The organism is Pseudomonas marginalis (assembly GCF_001645105.1).
Taxonomy (GTDB): domain Bacteria; phylum Pseudomonadota; class Gammaproteobacteria; order Pseudomonadales; family Pseudomonadaceae; genus Aquipseudomonas; species Aquipseudomonas petroselini.
In genome coordinates this window covers 172,666-194,229 of record NZ_LKEG01000043.1, presented here as the reverse complement: position 1 = coordinate 194,229, position 21,564 = coordinate 172,666, and the positions used below count along the sequence as shown (strand labels likewise).

General features: G+C 52.1%; 14 protein-coding genes and 1 tRNA gene. 9 read left to right on the top strand and 6 right to left on the bottom strand.

What is annotated here, in order from left to right; genetic code table 11:
* Nucleotides 1-299: 299 nt before the first annotated feature.
* Nucleotides 300-1,742, top strand: a complete 1,443-nt coding sequence (locus tag AO064_RS18070; RefSeq protein WP_064054194.1) for a hypothetical protein — start codon at nt 300-302, stop codon at nt 1,740-1,742.
* 106 nt (nt 1,743-1,848) lie between these two features.
* The gene (locus AO064_RS18065; protein WP_208602911.1) at nt 1,849-4,344 is read left to right on the top strand and encodes a BsuBI/PstI family type II restriction endonuclease; all 2,496 of its coding nucleotides are present in this window, start codon (nt 1,849-1,851) and stop codon (nt 4,342-4,344) included.
* 185 nt (nt 4,345-4,529) lie between these two features.
* Here the strand turns inward: AO064_RS18065 and AO064_RS18060 are convergent, their stop codons facing one another.
* Both AO064_RS18060 and AO064_RS18055 read right to left on the bottom strand, forming a co-directional pair.
* Complete coding sequence (locus tag AO064_RS18060; protein ID WP_064054192.1) at nt 4,530-4,919, bottom strand: hypothetical protein; 390 nt, start codon at nt 4,917-4,919, stop codon at nt 4,530-4,532.
* Nucleotides 4,920-5,014: 95 nt separating this feature from the next.
* Entirely contained in the window at nt 5,015-5,629 is a 615-nt protein-coding gene (locus AO064_RS18055; RefSeq protein ID WP_064054191.1) for a hypothetical protein, read from the bottom strand.
* A 135-nt stretch (nt 5,630-5,764) separates the two neighbouring features.
* Here AO064_RS18055 and AO064_RS18050 point away from each other — a divergent pair, with 135 nt between their 5' ends.
* From AO064_RS18050 to AO064_RS18035, 3 genes are all read left to right on the top strand, one after another.
* A complete protein-coding gene (locus tag AO064_RS18050) occupies nt 5,765-5,989 on the top strand; it encodes a helix-turn-helix domain-containing protein (RefSeq protein WP_064054190.1) in 225 nt (74 codons plus the stop codon).
* Nucleotides 5,990-7,920: 1,931 nt separating this feature from the next.
* Nucleotides 7,921-9,717 (top strand): ATP-dependent nuclease, encoded by a 1,797-nt coding sequence (locus AO064_RS18040; protein ID WP_064054188.1) that lies wholly within the window; start codon nt 7,921-7,923, stop codon nt 9,715-9,717.
* Nucleotides 9,707-11,494 (top strand): ATP-dependent helicase, encoded by a 1,788-nt coding sequence (locus tag AO064_RS18035; protein WP_082893953.1) that lies wholly within the window; start codon nt 9,707-9,709, stop codon nt 11,492-11,494. The genes AO064_RS18040 and AO064_RS18035 overlap by 11 nt, the downstream gene beginning before the upstream one ends.
* Before the next feature lie 1,378 nt (nt 11,495-12,872).
* Here the strand turns inward: AO064_RS18035 and AO064_RS18030 are convergent.
* On the bottom strand, nt 12,873-13,493 hold the full coding sequence (locus AO064_RS18030; protein WP_064054186.1) for a helix-turn-helix domain-containing protein: 621 nt from the start codon (nt 13,491-13,493) through the stop codon (nt 12,873-12,875).
* A gap of 393 nt (nt 13,494-13,886) precedes the next feature.
* On the opposite strand from AO064_RS18030, the gene AO064_RS18020 reads away from it, so the two are divergent.
* Nucleotides 13,887-14,468 (top strand): hypothetical protein, encoded by a 582-nt coding sequence (locus tag AO064_RS18020; protein ID WP_064054184.1) that lies wholly within the window; start codon nt 13,887-13,889, stop codon nt 14,466-14,468.
* Here the strand turns inward: AO064_RS18020 and AO064_RS18015 are convergent, their stop codons facing one another.
* Both AO064_RS18015 and AO064_RS18010 read right to left on the bottom strand, forming a co-directional pair.
* On the bottom strand, nt 14,469-15,551 hold the full coding sequence (locus tag AO064_RS18015) for a site-specific integrase (protein ID WP_244159532.1): 1,083 nt from the start codon (nt 15,549-15,551) through the stop codon (nt 14,469-14,471).
* A 105-nt stretch (nt 15,552-15,656) separates the two neighbouring features.
* Nucleotides 15,657-15,733 (bottom strand) — tRNA-Arg (locus AO064_RS18010).
* A gap of 370 nt (nt 15,734-16,103) precedes the next feature.
* Here AO064_RS18010 and gabD point away from each other — a divergent pair.
* The 3 genes from gabD (at nt 16,104) to AO064_RS17995 (ending at nt 20,357) form a co-directional block, all read left to right on the top strand.
* Entirely contained in the window at nt 16,104-17,546 is a 1,443-nt protein-coding gene (gene gabD / locus AO064_RS18005) for an NADP-dependent succinate-semialdehyde dehydrogenase (RefSeq protein ID WP_012721618.1), read from the top strand.
* A 185-nt stretch (nt 17,547-17,731) separates the two neighbouring features.
* Nucleotides 17,732-19,009, top strand: a complete 1,278-nt coding sequence (gabT, locus tag AO064_RS18000; protein ID WP_012721619.1) for a 4-aminobutyrate--2-oxoglutarate transaminase — start codon at nt 17,732-17,734, stop codon at nt 19,007-19,009.
* A gap of 139 nt (nt 19,010-19,148) precedes the next feature.
* Nucleotides 19,149-20,357 carry an HDOD domain-containing protein gene (locus AO064_RS17995; protein WP_064054183.1) on the top strand — a complete coding sequence of 403 codons (1,209 nt, stop codon included), beginning with the start codon at nt 19,149-19,151 and terminating at the stop codon, nt 20,355-20,357.
* 58 nt (nt 20,358-20,415) lie between these two features.
* Here the strand turns inward: AO064_RS17995 and AO064_RS17990 are convergent, their stop codons facing one another.
* A complete protein-coding gene (locus tag AO064_RS17990) occupies nt 20,416-21,417 on the bottom strand; it encodes a sensor domain-containing diguanylate cyclase (RefSeq protein WP_064054182.1) in 1,002 nt (333 codons plus the stop codon).
* Nucleotides 21,418-21,564: the final 147 nt, after the last annotated feature.

Genomic DNA, 21,564 nt, shown 5'->3' with positions numbered 1-21,564 from the left:
GATTAGGGACACCGCCGGTTTACAGCCAACACCATTCACCATCTAAAATCGGTGGATTTCCTCTCCGTGATTGCAAAAAGCCTTTATTAGGCTAGAGTTCAGAGGTTGGGAAAAAAAATCAACTTTCTCTTATGAACATCATGGATACCGAAAATTTCGTTCGCGGAACATCGTAGATTTCATCCAAAGCTTAGGAATACGCCAAGAAACAAATCTGTAAAATATGGTTCTTAAGATTATTCAGTAATCAATGAATTCTCTAGAATCGTTAAGCGTTTTATTAGTGGATTAAAGGATTTATGAAATTATCAAAGCGCTTCAAACTTTCGAAAACTCAATTTGAGCTCGACTTTGTCGATATTGACACCGACGCTGATACTCGATTATTTGTTGATCCATATTTATTAGGATTGAGGCCAGATCGCTGGTCAACGAAAGCAGCTAGCTCTGTGAGATCTTTTTTTTCACATTTTTTAGATCTTGTTCGTCAAGGAAAGGATGACGATGCTTTTGAGCTTTTTTCGCATCTTCATGAGCCGAATGAAACTTGTCTGGGGCTCTCGTCTGGTAAGCCGCGAGGTAATGGTATTGGAAGTGAAGACGCAAGAAAACTATTTGAAAGTATAATGGGTAGCAAGGCGATAAAGTCCGGGAAAATCACAGATTTAGAAGACTTCAGATTGTTCATTCCAGGCATCGGGAAAGATAAAGTATCTGATATGACTACCAACCTTATAAGAGGGAGTCTCATCGCTTACACGCAATCTCAGTGCAACCTGCATGGGATTGCTTTGACTCCAGGTGTGTCTGCTGGGCCTATTTGGGATATTTCCCGAAAGAAATGGACTTTTTCTCATGAGCAGACATTACTAGTCGAAGGTAAAAAAATCCTTCTGACGCCTAAAGGTATAGTTTCTTATAGTAAAGCTTACGCGCCTGAAAACTACTACAACAAACATGTACTAGAGTATCTTCAGCATGAGCATATAAGGTCAGGTAGTCTATGGGTAGAGCATCGAAAAGATGGCACACCTTTTGTTTCTAAGAAGAGCTTGAAAGCGAACGTTGTCAAGGAATTTAGTAAAGAGTGGTTATTTGAATTTACCGAGAAGCATCCTTTAGTATTCCAGTCATTCAGAGATCAGCAAGCGGAACAGGTGAGACCTTTAACCTCTGACTCAATTGATTCGGAGTTAAACCTGAATCTCGTAGTTGATCATTTGATAGCTAGACTCAAAGCCATCCAGCAAGGTGCGGTAGCTGCAACTGAATATCACAAAACTATAGTTGGTGTGCTGGAAATGTTGCTTTATCCGAATGTATCCTCACCTGTACTAGAGGCTGAAATAAATCAGGGTAGGAAAAGAATAGATATCTACTTCGAGAATTCAGCAAAGGAAGGTTTTTTTTATAATCTCCACATGATTCATAAAATCCCATGTCCATACGTCATTGTCGAGTGTAAGAATTATTCTAAGGACATACAGAATCCTGAGCTCGATCAGATGATTGGGAGGTTGACGATTAATCGGGGTATGTTTGGGGTTATAACTTGTAGGGAAATATCTAAAAAGAATTTGTTCGTTGAAAGATGCAGGGACTCATTCAAAAATGGCCACGGCTTAATAATACCTTTAACAGATGAGGATTTGATCTCTGCGCTTGAAGGTCTCAAGATTGAAAAGAAAACGCCTCTTGAGGACATATTGAACGATATAAAAAATAGAATAATAATGTCTTGAGTTTAGATGGTTGGCGTGCTCCTGGGATTGAATCCTTAAGCTGTTATTGCAAGCATGATGCGTCTTATGATGAAAACTGATAAAATATATCATGAGTTCGAAATTCGTGAGCATCAAATTGAGCATTTTGACAGAAGTAGAAAAGTATAGATCGGAAGCTAACTCAAAGCTTGACCAAAAAACCAAAGGCTCGCTCGGTCAGTTTTTTACGCCAAGATCAATTGCGTTGTACATGGCCAGTATCTTTAAAAATATACAAGGCAATGTAAGATTACTAGATCCTGGGGCTGGTCCCGGAGCACTTACAGCGGCATTCGCTGACGAAACTATAAAAAGATCAAGCGTCGAAAGTATTTCGGTAAGTGCATTTGAAATAGATCCTATTATTCATCCTTATTTGCAAAAAAGCCTGGATTTATGCCAGAACGCTCTAAGTCAAAGATGTATATCTGCTGAGCTCGTACTACATGGCTCAGATTTTATTGAGGATGCTTTTTCGGGCGGGTTGTTTCAAACCTCGGAAAAGTACACTCACGTACTCATGAATCCGCCATACAAAAAAATATTAGCTACAAGCGATCACCGTAAGCTTTTAAGTTTAGCTGGGATTGAAACTGTTAACCTTTATTCAGGGTTTGTTTCGTTAGCTTTGAAGAAGCTAGTTCCTGGTGGGGAGTTGGTTGCAATTATCCCAAGGTCTTTTTGCAATGGGCCTTACTACCAAGCTTTTCGTGAGTTAATTACCGAGACTAGCTCAATCAATCATATCCATATATTTGATAGCAGAAACACGGCTTTCGCGGAAGATGAGGTTCTACAAGAAAACATCATCATTCATCTAGTAAAAGGTGAAACACAAGGCAGCGTTGTTATTACATCGAGCCCGACCTCGGACTTTCATTTGGATGAAGAGTCGGGGACGATCACGGCATCGGACATGACGACCCGAACCGTGGACTTTGGCAGCATCGTATATCCAAACGACAAAGAGAAATTTTTTCATATAGCCGCTAACGATAGAGACTTAGCGGTCATACAGAAATTATCAGCGTTTCCTTCCTCATTAAAAGACCTGGGTGTAAGTGTTTCGACTGGGCCAGTTGTAAGTTTTCGAGCCAAGGATGATTTAAGAGATGTGATTAGTCCGAGTTCTGTGCCACTTATAAATCCTGGGCATCTTGGGCTGAGTGTAAACTGGCCAAAAGTAGGAAAAAAACCTAACGCTATTGAGGTCACTCCCGCTACCAAAAAAACGTTATGGTCTCACCAGGGATCATTTGTGTTCGTAAGACGTTTTAGTTCTAAAGAAGAGAAGCGAAGGATCGTTGCGACATTGTATGAAAGTAGTCTCCCTGGTGAGCTAATTGGTTTAGATAACGGTCTTAACGTTTTTCATATTGCTAAATCTGGACTAAGCGCTGTAATGGCGCGTGGGTTGTTTGTTTATTTGAATAGCACGCTTCTAGATAAGTACTATAGAAATTTCGGCGGTCATACACAAGTTAATGCAACTGACTTGAGAAACCTCAACTATCCGTCCTTGGACTCACTACATAGATTGGGTGCTCGCGTGGGCGAGAGGGTTCTAAACCAAGCCGAAATTGACCATTTCATTGATGAAGAGATTTTTCGAATGACCGGAGAAGACAATAACCCGCTACGAGCTCAGCAAAAAATAGATGAGGCTCTAGGTATTTTGGTTGCTCTCGGTCTACCCAGAGCACAGCAAAACGAACGAACTGCACTAACTTTGTTAGCGCTGATTGATCTGGAGCCTAATGGTTCTTGGTCTGAATTGAAGCGCCCACTCCTGGGCGTTACGCCAATCATGACCTGGGTTAAGGATCGTTATGGTAAAGAGTATGCGCCAAACACACGCGAGACGTTCCGTCGCCAGACGCTGCATCAATTCGTTGATGCAGGCTTATGCTTGTACAATCCGGATAAGCCTGATCGTCCTGTAAACTCACCCAGCGCGTGCTACCAAATAGCATTAGAATTGCTCCATGTATTAGTAACGTATGGTACGCAAGAGTGGAAATCAAACTTAGATAGCTGGCTTAAAGAGTCAACCACGCTTATCTCTCAGTATGCTATGGGTAGAGAAATGGAGTTGATTCCACTGACACTCAATGGGAAAACTGAAATCAAATTGAGTCCTGGTGCACACAGTCAATTGATTCACGACATTGTTACTGAGTTTGGACCCAGATTCGCTCCTGGCGCGGAGGTTATTTATTTGGGTGATACCGGAGCTAAAGAGGATTTTTTTGATAAGACCCGTCTTGCAGAGCTAGGTGTAGTGGTAGACCGGAAAGGAAAGCTACCGGACGTGGTTCTCTACTGGCCTGAGCGCAATTGGCTTTTACTCATTGAGTCTGTGACTTCGCATGGCCCTGTGGATGGAAAACGCCACAGTGAGCTCGCAAAGCTATTCTCGGAATCCACAGCCGGTTTAGTATATGTCAGCGCGTTTCCAGATCGTAAGACTATGGTCAAGTACCTATCAGTCTTGGCTTGGGAGACGGAGGTATGGGTGGCCGACGCTCCTACCCATATGATTCATTTCAATGGTGACAGATTCCTCGGACCACACTTATAAATAATAGCCCCATATGTGTTCGGTTTAGCGTATGGGGCTGCATTCATCCGTGGCATTTTATTAAATCAGGCTAGTTGCCATTCTTGCAGGCTAATTACTATCCATTTGAGAGATATATCGAAAATAAGAGCACACCATCGCCCATAATGCTGATGGTCGGAAATGTCCTAGCGGGCTGTTCGCGATTAGCTGTCGTTGCCAAATTTCAATTCATTGAATTTGCGCAAACATTCACGCATATATGCGCCATCTCGCTTCATTTCTGCACGTAATTCGTCTACTTCCTCGTGTGAAAGGGTAAACAACGTCCGGATTGGCGGCTCTCTACTAGTACGTTGATCATCAATCTTTTCTGGATCGAATTGCCCTCTACCAAATTTCATTCCGAGCACCTCTACAAAATTAAAGTTTGCGTGACACTCACGACCCCAAGGGTCATGTACCCACAAATCTCCATATCCGTCCCGAATGATGTAGTAGCCGCCAGGATCGTTTCTGACCATCAGGGGGGCAACTTGGTGAAAGTTTCGTGCCTCCGGATCGAAGCGCCACGCATACTGTATTCGTTCTAACAAAGGACCTCCTTACTGAGCTAGGTGTCCGAAACGGCACCTCGTTAGCGACCATGAGTGTTATCACGGTAGTTCTCTGCTGCTCAGAGGCATCATGTTTATTCATTAAAAAGCACATGGCACCGGGTACACCACTCCTGTGCTGCGCGCTGACTCATAGGAAAGCGTAGGGTAGGATGGTTTGCATCAGCAACCGTCAAAACTAGTGCGAAGTCTTTGAATAGACGCGTGCGTTCGAAAGTTGGAACGCTGATGCCTGTCGCATTGACTACCCGAGCACTGCCGCCCATCTCCATCCTCTCAACCTCTCGCCATTCACACCGCCAGCTTAATACCCACGAGAAGTCTCGGATTCTATAGTCGCCTGATGCACTTTGGCATTGAGCGAGTTTCTGGGTGGAGCGGTCAAAGACTATAAACGTCGGGCTTGGATAGCCGAGCAGCTGAGTATCATCAAGGCTAAGATCTTCTTTTTGGTTAACAGATGAGACGAGTGCTTTTGCTCGTCTCTGCTGCCGTACCAAGTGCCATATAGCGAGGCAGAAAATGAAAAGGCTAACCAGGAAAAATTGAAATACGTCGATTGTCCGGTTTTCGGTCGAAAGTAGCATTCCCAACAAGGACCCTACGGTCGCGAGCCCCGATAACCCAGCCGCAGGAATAGCGATAATGCTAGCGAAACTGGTTCCGGCTGTTTTCAAAGCACTCTTCATATCTGTCTCCAATGTCACTCATAGGAGACATCCTAGATTATCATTGCTGAATTGTCACTTATAGAGCGTGAACTCATAGGGCGTGGCCCGATAGTGGGGGTACTCATAGCATTCTCTCCTTTACGGGAGAGAATAATGGCGATTGACCCACGAACCGTTTTTGGCTTGAGGCTAATTGAGGTCAGGAAGGCGAAAGGCTGGTCTCAAGAGCGGCTTGCGCTGGAGAGTGGCTTAGCACGTAGCTATCTCGGAGGTGTGGAGCGTGGTCAGCGGAATATCGCGTTGTTGAACATCTACAAGCTTGCGGAGGCATTAGCGGTCACGCCAGGGGCATTGCTGGACCCTCCAGCGGCAAAGTGAACGAGCGTTTTCAGCGCTAGTCTCCTCTAATCAGCGAAGGAGAGTAGCCATGACGACCCCATCTCGATCCATACGCTCGAAGCGCCGTTGTCGGTCCAAAAGTGAAACCCTGTACACGTTCTATCAAATTCAGATTACAGGCTGGGAGTTTGGGTGGTCGTTCAGCCTGGTTCCCTCTCAGGATGAATGGAAGAAGGCCGGATATTTTGACGAGTTTTCTACCCTTACCCTCAAGGGGAGGGTCTGCATACCTGAGCACTTCAAATATCCGGAAGTCACTCTGGATCTGATGTCTGATTATGAGTTGAGGCAATCAGCGAGTCGGCCTAATGGCATAGGATCGATGTCTGCAAGTGAAGGGCAGCTACGCGGATTTATATGCATTCCATCGACTGGAATCACGTCATTAATTAGTATTGTAACTTCCCTCACCTGCATCGAAATAATTGGTACCCCGCTACGCTATCGAAAAGGGCTCATAAGCTCGATCAGCATAGGAACGATCTTGGAGTGACATCAGGAATTGGTCGTTTCGGGTTATCTACTATAGCTTCAGAGGCTGTAGCCAACACCGCTCTGGGCGGCAATCCGGCACATGGCTTCATTGGGTTCCAGTTCAACGCAGGTTGGACGCATTGAAATGATAAGTTGTCCCCAAGGCCGCTGAGACTAATTTCTATCGAAATCAGTCTCAGCGGCCACATTCTTTGTGCTTGGCTGAGCCAGCACAAAGAATGTGCGAGTTTTGATGGGGACACGAAATCAAGGGGCTGCGTCCAAGGTAAATCAAGTCTACAGTGTGTAATTATGGTGTCTGAAATGTGGAAGTAGTACTGTCGCTCCATGGCTACATGGTGGTATAGATGATGGCATTAGTGTGTGAATATTCTGGTCAGATGGTGGCGGCACTATGTAGCTTTTTTTGGCTTATCTCAGCTTTGTGTCGATATGCGAATGCGGGCTCTTGTCCATAACTCTGGAATAGATACAAAGCATAGAGCTATAACCTTCTTACAAACTCCAGCATTAAGGGCGATGTTGTCAGTGTATATTTAAGCGGACGTAACAGCCCTTAATGTCAGGATGTAAATGCGCTAACGAATATATTAACCCAAACTGTTCAAAGCCCAATTTTTTCAGGAATGCTTACATCCCTGTGCAACCATCTCAAGCGGCGTGCATGACTCAAAGCAAACCTGCCGGGCCATCAACCTCTATCGCCATAGAGGTTGCCGCCCTGGCTAAGCTCACCAGCATCTCTCGATCGATTTCGAAGCTATTTGCTATTTCTCCTCGCCTCCAAACCTTTCATTTTTGCTTCATGAACAATGTTTTTATGCTTCTTCTGTAACTCGGATACTCTGTTCTGAAGATCTTTAGGTAACTGAGGAATGCTTTATGCCTTGATGTAAGTCTCAATTTTAGGCGTACATATCTTATTGTTGCCAAGGATGTTGACGGCTGCATCGAAGGAGTAATCCATAGATGTCTCTAAGATTTTCTGAAGAAACGACCCTGTTGTGCGCCCATAGGCTTACAGAGCTGACCCGCTGAGACGGACGGATTGGAGATCGGGTAAACAGAGGAGGATGGGGTGCATTGAAACTTCCCTATTTTCGCTACCGGCGCTAGCTCCTGGCGTGTCCATTAGCAGCATTGGCTATAGACGTATTTTTAGCACAGTGGCACATTGAAACCACGCCAACGAGCAGAAATAAATTAGGGCCGCTTTAGATGACCTATCTGACATTGCAAAAGCGGCTGGAACGCGCAACGAATTTAAACAGGTCACTCTGCGCTTAGCTGTGTCACTAATGCTTTGTCGATCCGGGCTCGCAGGTAAGCGAAATTAATCTGCTTGCATATTTCAAGGGCTAGGTTTCGACAGCATCCTCCAATTTTGCAACGGCATCACCATCAAGGATGTGGAAATGCAACTCACACGCGTCGCGATACGCAACTTCCGAAATTTCAAAGATCTCGATGTTCCTCTCAGCGGTAACATCGTTGTTGTAGGCGAGAACCGTGTGGGGAAAAGCAACCTTCTCTATGCCCTGAGGTTGCTCTTCGATCCTAGTCTTCCGGATAGTGCGCGCCAGTTGGGACAGGGTGACTTCTGGGATGGCTTAGGCGAGCCATTGGAAGATGAAAAGATCACTATTCTCGTTGAAATTCAAGGTTTTGAAGAGGATATGGATCTGCTCGCGATGCTGACAGACTATCGTCTGGATGATGACCCTGACACGGTTCGACTCACCTACGAGTTACGGCCCATCCCAAACCTTGGCCGGTTCCCGGCCTCGGATGAGGATTACGAGTTCATCTGCTTTGGCGGCGAGGCTGAAAGAAAGCGCTTCGGTCATGACCTTCGTCGCCGCATCACCATGGATACACTGCCCGCACTACGAGACGCGGAGGGTGATCTGGCAATGTGGCGGCGTTCACCGCTGCGCCCGCTCATTGAGCGAGCTTTTTCGGAGGTCAGTCGAGACGAACTCGGTGAGGTTCAGGAAGCGATCAGGGCAGCGACCAACGATCTTACGCAGTTCGACCCCGTGAGAACGCTGGAAGAAAATCTCGGAGCCATGTACGCATCAATGAGTGGGCCCAATCAGGATATTGAGCCCCGCTTAGGCTTCAGTACCATCGACATCACTCGCCTTTATCGCAACGTGAAACTGTTGATCGATGGTGGTTTGCGAACGATCAGCGAGGCGAGCCTCGGCTCCGCAAACGTCGTGTTTCTGAGTCTGAAAACGCTCGAACTGCAGCAGTTGATGAATGAAAACCGACGAGATCACACACTCCTTGGTATTGAAGAGCCCGAAGCTCATCTTCATCCCCACCTTCAACGATCCGTTTATCGACACCTATTCGAAGAGTTTGGCGGCGCAGGAGATGAGCGACTGTCAATCCTTCTGACGACACATTCCCCCCACATTGCGAGCGTCGCCCCCTTGCGCTCGCTCATGCTGCTGCGTGAGACCCGTCATGAAGGTACGGTAGGACGATCCTCGGCTGAATTGAGGCTGACTGACAAAGACGAAAAAGACCTGGCCCGATACCTGGATGTGACACGCGCGGAAATGCTGTTTGCGCGGGGAATCATTCTCGTAGAAGGCGATGCAGAGAAATTCTTGCTACCCGTTTTCGCGAAGTCGCTTGGCTACGACCTTGATCATCTTGGCATCACGATCTGCTCTGTGTCGGGCACTAACTTTCAACCCTATGTGAAGTTTTTGACTGCTCTGGAAATACCATTCTCAGTGATGACGGACTGGGATCCGCGTGCAGCCGCGCAGCCACTTGGGTTCAATCGTGCATTGGAGTTGGTTCGAACCATCTTGCGTATACGGAGCGGTCGAGAGCCTAGAAGGATTATTGCTGCACTCAGGGCTTTGAGCTTCGGCGATTTTGAAACCCGGTGTTATGGGTACGGAGTGTTCACGAATGTGGACACGTTAGAAGTCGACCTCTTTAAGGACGGTGATTTCATAGCTCCTGTTCTCGCCACATTGCGCGATGAAAATTTGAGTGAGGAGCGAACTGCCTGGGTAGATGGCTGGGAGGATGACCCAGATACTCTCGATATCGGGAACTACCTCAAGCTCATAGAAACGGTAGGCAAAGGCAGGTTCGCTCAGCGGCTAGCCTCTCGTGTTGCCGGCCTAGAGCCCCCTCGTTACATACAGTCAGCCATTGAGTTTGTGGTGCGAAGTGTCAGATAAAACTTCATACCTTATCGCTGCGCAAAGCCTGCGTGCAAATGCAGGTCAGTGGGCGGCTTACGAGTCTCTTGGGCATTGCGTCGTCCTCGCAGGGCCTGGCAGTGGCAAGACAAAGACCCTTACCATCAAGATGGCGCGATTACTTGCAGAAGATATTGCAGAGCCCCGTGGAGTTGCCTGCATCACATTTAATAACGAGTGCGCTCGGGAATTAGAAAGCCGGTTGAGTGATCTTGGCGTTGAGCCAAGCCGCCGAATATTCATCGGAACGGTCCACTCCTTCTCCCTTACTCAAATAATCCTTCCGTACGCTCGGGTTGCCAGACTCGGATTACCAGATAACTTCCGTGTCGCGACCAAAAGCGAGCGGGGCCAGGCATTGCGAGCTGCTCTCGGCGACATGGGCGAAAATCCGGAGCCATTGAGGGAGTGGGAGGCACGAATGAACAGCTATAGACGGTCGATTTTGGATCGGAGTCGACCGGAGTGGCTGGACGTTAACCCTGAGCTTGCGCGCTTGGCCGAACTCTATGAAGGACGGCTCCGGCGTATGAGTTTGATCGACTATGAGGATATGCCCCTGCTGGCTCTGAGGGCGCTTCGTGAGAACGAGTGGCTTCGGAGCGCCCTGTTGGCAAAATTTCCGGTCCTCATTGTTGATGAATACCAGGACTTAGGCAGCGCTTTACACCGAATGGTCCTTGGCTTGTGCTTCTCCACTGGGATGCGATTATTCGCGGTAGGTGATCCTGATCAATCTATTTATGGCTTCAACGGTGCTCGACCGGATCTATTACGACTACTCTCGGAACGTCATGGCGTGGAGACGGTACGACTGCGCTTGAATTACCGTTGTGCGACTCGAATTGTGGCAGCGTCTGGGGCTTTACTCGACGAAGCGCGAGACTATGATGCAGTGGCGGGCGCGCCTGCTGGTGAGGTGTTTTTTCATCCCTTGCGAGGGCGATATGAGGAGCAGGCATCTGTACTTATCAATGAGCTCTTGCCTCAGGCTCTTGTTCGCCATCCGGACCTTCGGCTTGGAGATGTCGCGATCTTGTACCCAGCTGCATGGTTGGGCAACACATTGGTTCCCGCGATCCAGCAAGCTGGCTTGCCATTCATTCGTACTGATACCAACGCTCTGTATTCGCGCTCCAGTAGATTAATGCACTGGCTGGAACAATGCGCCATATGGTGTTGCGGAGGGTGGCAGACCGGATCCCCACTTTTTTCACGGTTGACCAGTGAAGGGAAACGTTTGTTCTCCAATGCAATTCAATCTGACACCCAGGCAGCTGAGTTCCATCGTGGATTGATCACGAAGCTATGGGCCTCGCGAGAGGGGGCGCTGCCGCTACTGGAATGGCTGACTGATTTCCGCGACCGACTTCTAGATCCCCTCGGCGCAGAATGCTCAGATCTGGCTGATGAGTTAACCATATTGGCTGATTTCATCAGGCGGCTCTCGCCTGAAGGGGACAGTCATGACATGTGTCTCGCGAGCTTAGCTGGTCAAAGTGAGGGCAGAGATAGCTTGAATCTTTCTTCTCTCCATAGCGCAAAGGGCCGAGAGTTTCCCGTGGTATTCATGTTTGGGGCCGACGTCGGAAGGCTACCCCGTGACGGCAGCACTGATCAGGAAGTCGCCGAAGCACGCCGCGTTTTCTACGTAGGGCTTACACGTGCTGAAGTCGAGATCCATATGGTCTACACCCAGGGACGCGCATCACGATTTGTTAGCGAGGTGGAACGCCGCATCGAAAATGGTATTTAACCTCGTCGCTCGTATTACTACCCTCCTCTATGTAACTCACCATAGTTCAATTGACATAGGGGCTGACTGAGCCCAAGGATCCACCGCAAATTGTCGAACCGGGTTCGTTGCTACAACCTCCAAAGGTGTTAAGCCATCTGCGCTGCCTTGGGCGGCTGTCCCATAAGTACGCCGAGTCTTAGCTGACACATGACCTAACCCACGGCTAACGCTATCTCCATCACTGAAAGCCTTCATATCAGCCGCCCACTGATGCCGAAAACAGTACGCAGTGATGGGCTGCTTGTGCTGTGGCCATAGGTCTTTGGCTAAGCGTCGTACCTCGACGGTAAAATTCACTGCGCTGTCAATTTTGACTTCTTGCACCGGTACCTCTTCACTGGAGTACGCGAAATTGCATATTTCTCGGATGAGGGGGTGAGGATCATCCACGCTGTATTTAATGATGCGCCCCGGCTGTCCTTGCCCGGCTTTTACCTTGGCACCCCGAATACAAAACGCAATAAACTCTTCACCGGTTGTTGGATGAGCCTCTCTGCATACGGCTATTCCGTAACCGAGCTCCGCGGGGCGGCAGCCTGTCAATGCGGCGACAAGTATTGGTAAGGCATATTTGCCATGGCTGGCACGCTGATACAGGTCATACCGCCAACAGGATGGTAACCCCCGTAGAGCTTGGCGTTTACTGCTTCGCTTACGTCTCGGAGAAATGAAGCCAGTGTCCCGTGTTTCGCTTAACTTCTCCAACTGCCTCAAATGCAATGTCAATTGGCGCATCAAACGCTCGGATTGGGTTGCATCCGTTGTCTCAGTCAGGCGGGTCATTAGCATTTCATGATGTTGGAGTAGAGCATATTGAACGGCCGCTAGCCGCTTGTAGAAGGTGCTACGACACTCCGTGGCTTGTAGTACTTCTGATAATCCGCCGGGTGCGTCGAACGACCGTCTTATCAAGATCGCAGCCATTCTCAGGTACTCGTCAGTCGTCCTTTTTTGAGGTCCTTCGCGTGCTTCTGATCCTCTACGCAGGCCTGCTGCAACAATCCAACATTGGTTGGCCAATTGATACAATGGTGCCGGCGGGCTGAATATCATTGCTTCGCTCCTTCCAGCTGGAAATTCTCTAGCTGGGCATTTGTTACGCTTAGGCATAACCGTCTACTGGTGGGGCTGAGTTTTTGACAGTGAGATCGCGTGCCGACGGTACGCGCACCAGCTACCGACATCTCGTTTTCAGGCGTTCCGTGCCTTATGGTTTTTTCTCTTCTTGTATGGGTGACCATGTGTCACCTCAAACCGTGTTTTACATGCCACACAGTCAGCCAAAACGATGCCTTGCATGCCACCCAGTCAGGTGACTGTCAGTCCTGTGTATAACTCACTCTTTCATTCGGTTGCGCTCATGTATTGCGCTTCGGATGGATAGCAGCTTGTTGTAGATGTCTGGATTACTCTCAGCCAAATGGTCCAGATCGGCTTGGTTGATTTGGAAGCCTATGTTGGTCTGGTTCTCGATGATTTGTAGGTGTTCGATATGAATGCTGTGGCCTTGAGTTTCCTTGCTGAGCAGCATGCGCTTTAGCTCTTCCACTGCGCTTTTGATCTGTGTGGGTCGATACTCCCATTGCGCGTGACCACGATGCCTGCCTTGGGAGTCGCTAATCACTATTTTTTCCGTCAGCTGATACTGGTTGTACTTTCGAGAGCGTGACTTGCAGATATAGCCTTGGTCCTCAAGCGATTTGATCTTACGCATTACCTGACGCTCACTGATTCCCGCTTTCCTCGCGATGGTCTGGACTGAGGGAATTGATAAACCTGTTCTGAGATCACAGTGGGATTTGATGACGCAGTAGACTGCAAAGGCATCTGGCCCAAGCTTTGCGAGCTCGTGATCCACCATGGCCTGGAAAATGTGGAACCAATGGGTATTAGACTTCAGTTGATCCTCTGGGCCTTGTCGATCACTGGTATCAACCGATATCTCCAAATTACTCATTTTCGCCCCTCCACCTGAGCCTTTTTGGTCGGGCGTCCGACCGTGCGCCGATCGGTTATTTGAGTGGGAGGGGAGCCTGATATAGATGTCGCCGCCGACCCGTGACGCATCCACTGCCTCAAGTCACCCAGCCTCCATCTCAACCGCGAAAGGCCAGGAACAGGATCAAGCCCGGGCAGTTTTCGTTGGCGCACTGTCAGCAAGCTGAAGCCGGTTAGCGCTGCTACCTCCGCGACACCAATGAGAACGTCATCTCCAAGCTTCTGGATTTTCAGGATGGTTTCGTAATCTACTGTCATCTTGGTTCCGCTCGATTGCTCTGGAGTGACTCCAGTTTTCGCTAACCAAGCGTTTCACTTCTAGGACAGCTTTTTGGCAGAGGGATATCACTTTATGAGAGTAAGCACTCAACCCCAACTACTTTTACCCGACGTGCCGCCTGATGAAGCCCTGGATTTTATGGCGATTGAAATCACGAATCATAGCGAGTCGGGCCGTAAAAACTTCTTGGTTCGGGTGCCTGCGGACAGGATTCAATACCTAGTCGGGCTCGTATTACGTACGTCGAGAATGTCAAAAATTTCGCTAGAAGATCAACTGATAAGCATCATAGGCACGGAAAACGGAAGGACTGTGCGGCGATACGTTAGCGGTCAAACACATATGGCTTGGCCGACGTATCAAAGGATATTGATTTGGGCTCTTTCCGAAGGCTGGATCCAGGATTACGTTTTTGCGTTTTTGATCATGGAATCATTCCGCAGAGAGGCTGCGCAAGTTGCAGTGCGCGGTTTGAAGGAAAAGACCCGGAGGCAAATTACAAATTTTACGTTCACGAAAGCAGATTTGATCAGTGCGTTTAATGCGGCTTACAGAACCAAAGAGCTTGAGCGGAGTGCTGCTACCGTTAGTCGAGCTCAAACCAATAGCCAGTTCAAAGAAATGGCTATTGAGTTCGGTTTTGAGTTCGACTGATCAAGCCAACTTGGCAGCCAGCTCTTCGGCCGTGATGTTGTAATATCGCTTCAGCATGTTCACCTCCCGATGCCCCGTCACGCTCGCAAGCTCGATCAGATTCGGTAGCTTGGTCGCAAGCCGACAGGTCGCCTCATGCCGCAGATCGTGAAAGCGCAGATTGACCAGGAAGTCTTCCTGAGGTGTTACCTGCGCCATCCCACAATCTCCCAAGTATTTCAGCCTGGCTCGCTCCAGACCTCGTACAAAGGCCTTCTTGAGCGCATCAGCGGTGGTGGGGAAGACTCGCCCGCACAGCGAACGCGGCAAGTCCTTCAGCAACTGAATAGCCTTCGGCGAAAGCGGGACGGTTCTGGGCAGGCCGTTTTTGGTTGCGGGCAGGTGCGCGGTTCTACGATCCAGATTCACATGCCTCCAGCGCAGCTCGAAAATCTCGCCACGGCGCATCGCTGTCTCAATCGCCAATTGGACGATGGGCCGTATCCATGGATTGTGTGATGCATCGGCGTAGGTGCCATCCGCTCGGCGCTCACGAAGCTCTAGTGCGCTGAGCATGTATTGCTCTTCAATTGGGTCAAGGCGTCGCGAGCGCTCGTCGTTGTAGCTGGGACGGCTGACCATCCTGACGGGATTCTCTGCCATATGAATTCCCCACTCACGTCGAGCGACCTCGATCACGCATTGAAACAAAGCCAGCTCACGCTTCACCGTATTACCCTTGCGGATTTTCAAGCGCTCGTCACGGTAGCGGGCAAAATCTGAAGAGGTGAGGGTTGCAACGATACGTGTTGCCAATGGATGACGCTTAAGCGCTTCCAGACGTTTGATTTCCGAATATGCGCCTTTGTGCTTCGGAGCAATCTCCGAGATATAACGATCAATAAGTTGATGAAAGGCGGTGCGTTCAGCCTCGACGCGAGAGACAAAAATACCCCGGTCGATTTCGCTTTCGATCATGCGTGCCCAGGCTTGAGCATCGGCTTTGGTTTCGAAGGTTTTGCGCTGGGCTGGGTAGCCCTTACGGCGTATTTGCGCTTCCCACTGATACTCGCCGCGATTCCTGATTGTTGCCATTTCGACCATTCCCGCCACTTTTGAGTGTGGCAAATTTGTGGCAAAAACGACTTTCAGGACTAGGACAGGTTTCTGTCAGGAGCGCTATCCCCTTGTAATACAAGGGAAAGAAGATGGTGCACCCGGCGGGATTCGAACCCACGACCCCTGCCTTCGGAGGGCAGTACTCTATCCAGCTGAGCTACGGATGCTTGTGCGGGCGACATCATACCCATGTCGACCTTGGGCGTCCATGCTGGTCTTTGGGCCTTCAAGCGTAGGAATCTGCCGCATAAGGCCCTAAGTCGGGAGGCGCCGATCATTGCAGTGAAACCTGGCAGAAATACGCTGATCAGAAAAACCGGATAAATGTGCCGTTTTCGTTCTTTTTTTCGAACAGACTATTGCCCTGTACCCCCATTGATCCTAGGATTCGTTTGAGATTTCAAACGCTCTGTCTCCCGTGCGCTCTTTCACTTCCCGCGCGCGCTGGGGCTGATTTCCCTGACGGCAGCCCACAAGGCGCCTTTCAACAACTCTAATTCGCTCCGCGTGCGCGCGGTGCTGTTAAGGAAAGCCGACATGCAGCTCAAAGATTCCCAGTTGTTCCGCCAGCAAGCCTTTATCGATGGCGCTTGGGTCGATGCGGACAATGGTCAGACCATCAAGGTCAACAACCCTGCCACCGGTGAGATTCTCGGCACCGTGCCGAAGATGGGTGCCGCTGAAACCCGCCGTGCCATTGAAGCTGCCGATAAGGCCCTGCCGGCCTGGCGGGCACTGACCGCCAAGGAGCGCGCCAATAAGCTGCGCCGTTGGTTTGAGCTGCTGATCGAAAACCAGGAAGACCTCGGTCGCCTGATGACTCTTGAGCAAGGCAAGCCGCTGGCCGAAGCCAAGGGCGAGATCGTCTATGCCGCGTCCTTCATCGAGTGGTTCGCCGAAGAAGCCAAGCGCATCTACGGTGACGTGATTCCTGGCCACCAGCCGGACAAGCGCTTGATCGTGATCAAGCAGCCGATCGGTGTGACCGCTGCGATCACCCCGTGGAACTTCCCGGCCGCGATGATCACCCGTAAAGCCGGCCCGGCCCTGGCCGCCGGGTGCACCATGGTGATCAAGCCTGCTTCTCAAACCCCGTTCTCAGCCCTGGCCCTGGTTGAACTGGCACACCGTGCTGGCATCCCGAAAGGCGTGCTGAGTGTGGTGACCGGCAGCGCCGGCGACATCGGTGGCGAGCTGACCAGCAACCCGATCGTGCGCAAATTGTCCTTCACCGGCTCGACCGAAATCGGTCGCCAGCTCATGGCCGAATGCGCCAAGGACATCAAGAAAGTCTCCCTGGAACTGGGCGGCAACGCGCCGTTCATCGTGTTCGACGACGCCGACCTGGATAAGGCCGTCGAAGGCGCGATCATCTCCAAGTACCGTAATAACGGCCAGACCTGCGTCTGTGCCAACCGCCTGTACATTCAGGATTCGGTGTACGACGCGTTCGCGGAAAAACTCAAAGTGGCGGTGGCCAAGTTGAAGATCGGCAACGGTCTGGAAGAAGGCACCACCACGGGCCCGCTGATCGACGAAAAAGCTGTGGCCAAGGTCCAGGAACACATCGCCGATGCCCTGAGCAAAGGCGCCAAGCTGTTGGCCGGTGGCAAGGTGATGGAAGGCAACTTCTTCGAGCCGACTATCCTGGTCGACGTGCCGAAAAACGCCGCCGTCGCGAAGGAAGAAACCTTCGGCCCACTGGCGCCGCTGTTCCGTTTCAAAGATGAAGCTGAAGTGATCGCGATGTCCAACGACACCGAGTTCGGCCTGGCTTCCTACTTCTATGCCCGCGACCTGGGCCGTGTGTTCCGTGTGGCTGAGGCCTTGGAATACGGCATGGTCGGCGTCAACACCGGGTTGATCTCCAACGAAGTCGCGCCGTTCGGCGGCATCAAGGCCTCGGGCCTGGGCCGTGAAGGTTCCAAGTACGGGATCGAGGATTACCTGGAAATCAAATACCTCTGCCTGGGTATCTAAACCGCCCGGCAAGGCATTGCCGTAAACGCAGAGGGCACGAGAGCGCTGACCCTTTGCGTGTTTCACACCGTTATTCGTAGTGGCCGGGAAAGCTGTGGCAGTCGATCATCGCATGCTGCCGTAGTTGCCTCCCCGCCACGTATTCCTTGGACCACGCCACCCGATGAGTGGCGAATGAGGACTTTATGAGCAAGACCAACGCATCCCTGATGAAACGCCGCGAAGCCGCTGTACCCCGCGGTGTTGGCCAAATTCACCCGATCTTCGCTGAATCCGCGAAGAACGCCACCGTGACCGACGTTGAAGGTCGCGAGTTCATCGACTTCGCCGGCGGTATCGCCGTGCTGAACACCGGCCACGTGCACCCGAAAATCATTGCCGCCGTGACCGAGCAACTGAACAAGCTGACCCACACCTGCTTCCAGGTACTGGCCTACGAGCCCTACGTGGAATTGTGCGAGAAAATCAACGCCAAGGTCCCAGGTGATTTCGCCAAGAAAACCCTGCTGGTCACCACCGGTTCCGAAGCCGTCGAAAACGCCGTGAAAATCGCCCGTGCCGCCACTGGCCGTGCCGGCGTGATCGCCTTCACCGGCGCCTACCACGGCCGCACCATGATGACACTGGGCCTTACCGGCAAAGTCGTGCCGTACTCGGCTGGCATGGGCCTGATGCCGGGTGGCGTATTCCGCGCGCTGTTCCCGAACGAATTGCACGGTGTCAGCGACGATGACGCCATCGCCAGCATCGAACGCATCTTCAAAAACGATGCCGAGCCGCGTGATATCGCTGCCATCATCATCGAGCCGGTACAGGGCGAAGGCGGCTTCTACGTCGCGCCAAAATCCTTCATGAAGCGCCTGCGCGAGCTGTGCGACAAGCACGGCATCCTGCTGATCGCCGACGAAGTGCAAACCGGTGCCGGCCGTACCGGTACGTTCTTCGCCATGGAACAGATGGGCGTTGCCGCCGACCTGACCACCTTCGCCAAATCCATCGCCGGTGGCTTCCCGCTGGCCGGTGTGTGCGGCAAAGCCGAATACATGGACGCCATTGCACCCGGCGGCCTCGGCGGTACCTATGCCGGTAGCCCGATTGCTTGCGCCGCTGCGCTGGCGGTGATGGAAGTATTCGAAGAAGAGCACCTGCTGGACCGCTGCAAAGCTGTCGGTGAACGCCTGGTGACTGGCCTTAAAGCTATCCAGGCCAAATACCCGGTGATCGGCGAAGTGCGTGCATTGGGCGCGATGATCGCGGTCGAACTGTTTGAAGATGGCGACAGCCACAAGCCGAACGCCGCTGCCGTTGCCTCCGTGGTGGCCAAGGCGCGTGACAAGGGTCTGATCCTGCTGTCCTGCGGCACCTACGGCAACGTGTTGCGCGTACTGGTCCCGCTGACTTCGCCGGACGAGCAGTTGGACAAGGGCCTGGCGATCATTGAAGAGTGCTTCTCCGAGCTGTAAGCGGAGGCTGAGCTGATCGACACAAAAAACCCACTTCGGTGGTTTTTTTTGTGCCGATCACTGCGCATTCAGGCCTTGTTCGTTGTACGTAGGCGCCTGCATTGTCTAAGGTTCCAGCATTGCCGAGGGAGCGTGCAGGATGATTGCTGTTGATTTACCCGCTGTACCGCGCGTACTGATTGCCGAAGCAGACCCCTGGTCGCGGGACCTGCTCAAGCAAGTGCTGTTGAATGTGCGCTGCGATGCGCGGCTGGATGTGTGTGCCGACGGGCAACAAGCGGCCACGCTGTTGCGCGAAAAGCCCTACGACCTGATCCTGGCGGATTGGGAGCTGCCGGGCATCGATGGGCTGAGTCTGTTGCGCAACGTGCGCCAGAAACGCCGCTCACCCGCGCTGCCGTTCATTCTGCTGAGCAGTCGCAACGACGGCGCCAGCGTCCGCGAAGCCTTGCCTTTGGCGCCCACGGCGTATTTGACCAAACCCCTGAACATGGAAGGCCTCACGCAGCGTCTGCAAGACCTGCTGCTCAATGAAGGCGAAACGGTGTACTGCGAGATTCCGCCGCTGGCGCCCGGCATGACTTTGCCGGTATTCCTCGAGCGTCGCCGCGAGGCGTCCGATGGTGCGCCGTTGCGGGTCGACGTGAGAGCCGCGGTGCAACGCAGCCTCGGGCCGGATGGCCTGGACCTTAAGCACCTCGAAGACCGGGTGCGCATGGACCCACAAATTACTGCAGTGCTGATCGCCGCCGCCAACAGCGCCGGCCATCACGGCACGCCCGTGCAAACCCTGCCCGCAGCCCTGCACACGCTGGCGTCCGGGCACAGCATGAACCTGATCCTCGGCCTGGCGCTCAAGCACAACGTGGTGTTGGGTGATCCGGCCCTGGTCGCCTATGCCGAGCGTCACTGGCAGTTGTCCCAGGACACCGCCGACTATGCCTGGCGTCTGGCACACCTGTTGGCGCTGGACCATGAGCGCTGCTACAGCGCCGGTATCCTCCATCGGCTGGGTGACTTGGCGCTGTTGCGCTGCCTCGAAGACTGGCGCCAGGGCGGCGGTGCATTGGATGACGAAGCGATTGGCGAGTCGCTCCACACGTTTGGCGCTGCCTACGGTTCGGCACTGCGCGCACGTTGGCGTTTGCCGCTTGAGCTGCGTCAGTTGATCGCGGCGATTTATTCGTTGGAGGGTGGGGTCTATGCCCGGGATGCGCTGGTGATGAACCTGGCGGCGCAGATGGCGCGTTTGACCGAGCACGAAGGGCTGGAAGCGCTGGCTGCGGGCAAGACAGCGCGACTGCTCAAGGTGGGCTTGCCGGAGCTGACCCGAGTGCGCAAATCCTAAAAGGCGCTGCGGTCGAAATGTGGGAGGGGGTCCCCTCCCATATTTGATCAGTCGACCACTAGCCGGCGATGACGCGGTTTTTTCCGAGGCTCTTGGCCTCGTACATGGCAGCATCGGCGCGGGCGAACAGACTGTCCAGGGTCGAGTCTGCCTCGCTGAGGTTGGCCAGGCCCTGGCTGATGGTCACGCTGAAGGCTTGGCCTTCATAGCTGAAACTCAGCGCGTGAATCTCTTTGCCCAGTCGTTCAGCGACCTGCAGCGCCATCTCCGGTGCGCAGCCGGGGAGGACAGCGGCGAACTCTTCGCCCCCAATGCGCCCGAACAGGTCGCCACGGCGCAGTACCCCGCGACCGCTCTCGGCGATACGCCGCAACACCTGATCGCCTTCCAGGTGACCGTAGGTGTCGTTGACGTCCTTGAAGTCATCGATGTCCAGTAGAAGAAAGGCCAGTGGTGCACCTTGGGCACAGGCAGTGTCGAAGGCCTGGTTGGCGCATTCGAAGAAGTGTCGGCGATTGCTGCTCTGGGTCAGCACGTCGGTGGTGGCGAGACGGTGCAGTTCCAGCTCAAGTTGTTTCTTTTCGGTGATGTCTTCGGCCATGCCGACCACGATCACCGGTTCGCCGGGCTCAACCTGCTGATTGATATAACACTTGTCGCTCAGCCAGCGGATCTGCCCGTTGGCCGTGATGATGCGGTACTCCCGGTCTTCAACCGCGCCCTGTTCCAGCACGCGGGCCAAGCTGTGTTCGGAGTAGTCGAGGTCCTCGGGGTGAATGCTGTTGCGCCACTCCCGATGGTCGGCCAGCAGCAGGCTGGCGGAGCGACCGAACACCCGCTCGTAAGCCGGGCTCACGTACAGCACGCGACGGGTTTCCCAATCGATGGCCCACAGCACGGCATTCACGCTGACCAGCATTGAGCTCAGCAGCTGCTCACGCTCGCTCAATCGCTCGACTTCACCCTGGGCATGCACCAGCGCCAGCAGGGTCGCCGCCGCAGCTGGGCGGGGATGCTCAGCTGTGGGCGCGTCGACTAAGGAGGACTTTTCGTGAACCATCGGCACAACTCTCTCTGGGCGCGCCGCAAACTGGAGCAGCGGTCACTACAAGGGGCCACCATGATGGCGAAGTGTTCATTGAGAGAGGCGAATTGCAGTGAAGTTCCGTCAATAGGATCGATTGACGGTGTCCGAGAAATGGCGCCA

Coding starts and splice junctions, on each gene's coding strand:
- gabD (WP_012721618.1), top strand. CDS start 16,104: ATGCAGCTCAAAGATTCCCAGTTGTTCCGCCAGCAAGCCTTTATCGAT.
- AO064_RS18015 (WP_244159532.1), bottom strand. CDS start 15,551: ATGGTCGAAATGGCAACAATCAGGAATCGCGGCGAGTATCAGTGGGAA.
- AO064_RS17990 (WP_064054182.1), bottom strand. CDS start 21,417: ATGGTTCACGAAAAGTCCTCCTTAGTCGACGCGCCCACAGCTGAGCAT.
- gabT (WP_012721619.1), top strand. CDS start 17,732: ATGAGCAAGACCAACGCATCCCTGATGAAACGCCGCGAAGCCGCTGTA.
- AO064_RS18020 (WP_064054184.1), top strand. CDS start 13,887: ATGAGAGTAAGCACTCAACCCCAACTACTTTTACCCGACGTGCCGCCT.
- AO064_RS18040 (WP_064054188.1), top strand. CDS start 7,921: ATGCAACTCACACGCGTCGCGATACGCAACTTCCGAAATTTCAAAGAT.
- AO064_RS18030 (WP_064054186.1), bottom strand. CDS start 13,493: ATGAGTAATTTGGAGATATCGGTTGATACCAGTGATCGACAAGGCCCA.
- AO064_RS18070 (WP_064054194.1), top strand. CDS start 300: ATGAAATTATCAAAGCGCTTCAAACTTTCGAAAACTCAATTTGAGCTC.
- AO064_RS18050 (WP_064054190.1), top strand. CDS start 5,765: ATGGCGATTGACCCACGAACCGTTTTTGGCTTGAGGCTAATTGAGGTC.
- AO064_RS17995 (WP_064054183.1), top strand. CDS start 19,149: ATGATTGCTGTTGATTTACCCGCTGTACCGCGCGTACTGATTGCCGAA.
- AO064_RS18055 (WP_064054191.1), bottom strand. CDS start 5,629: ATGAAGAGTGCTTTGAAAACAGCCGGAACCAGTTTCGCTAGCATTATC.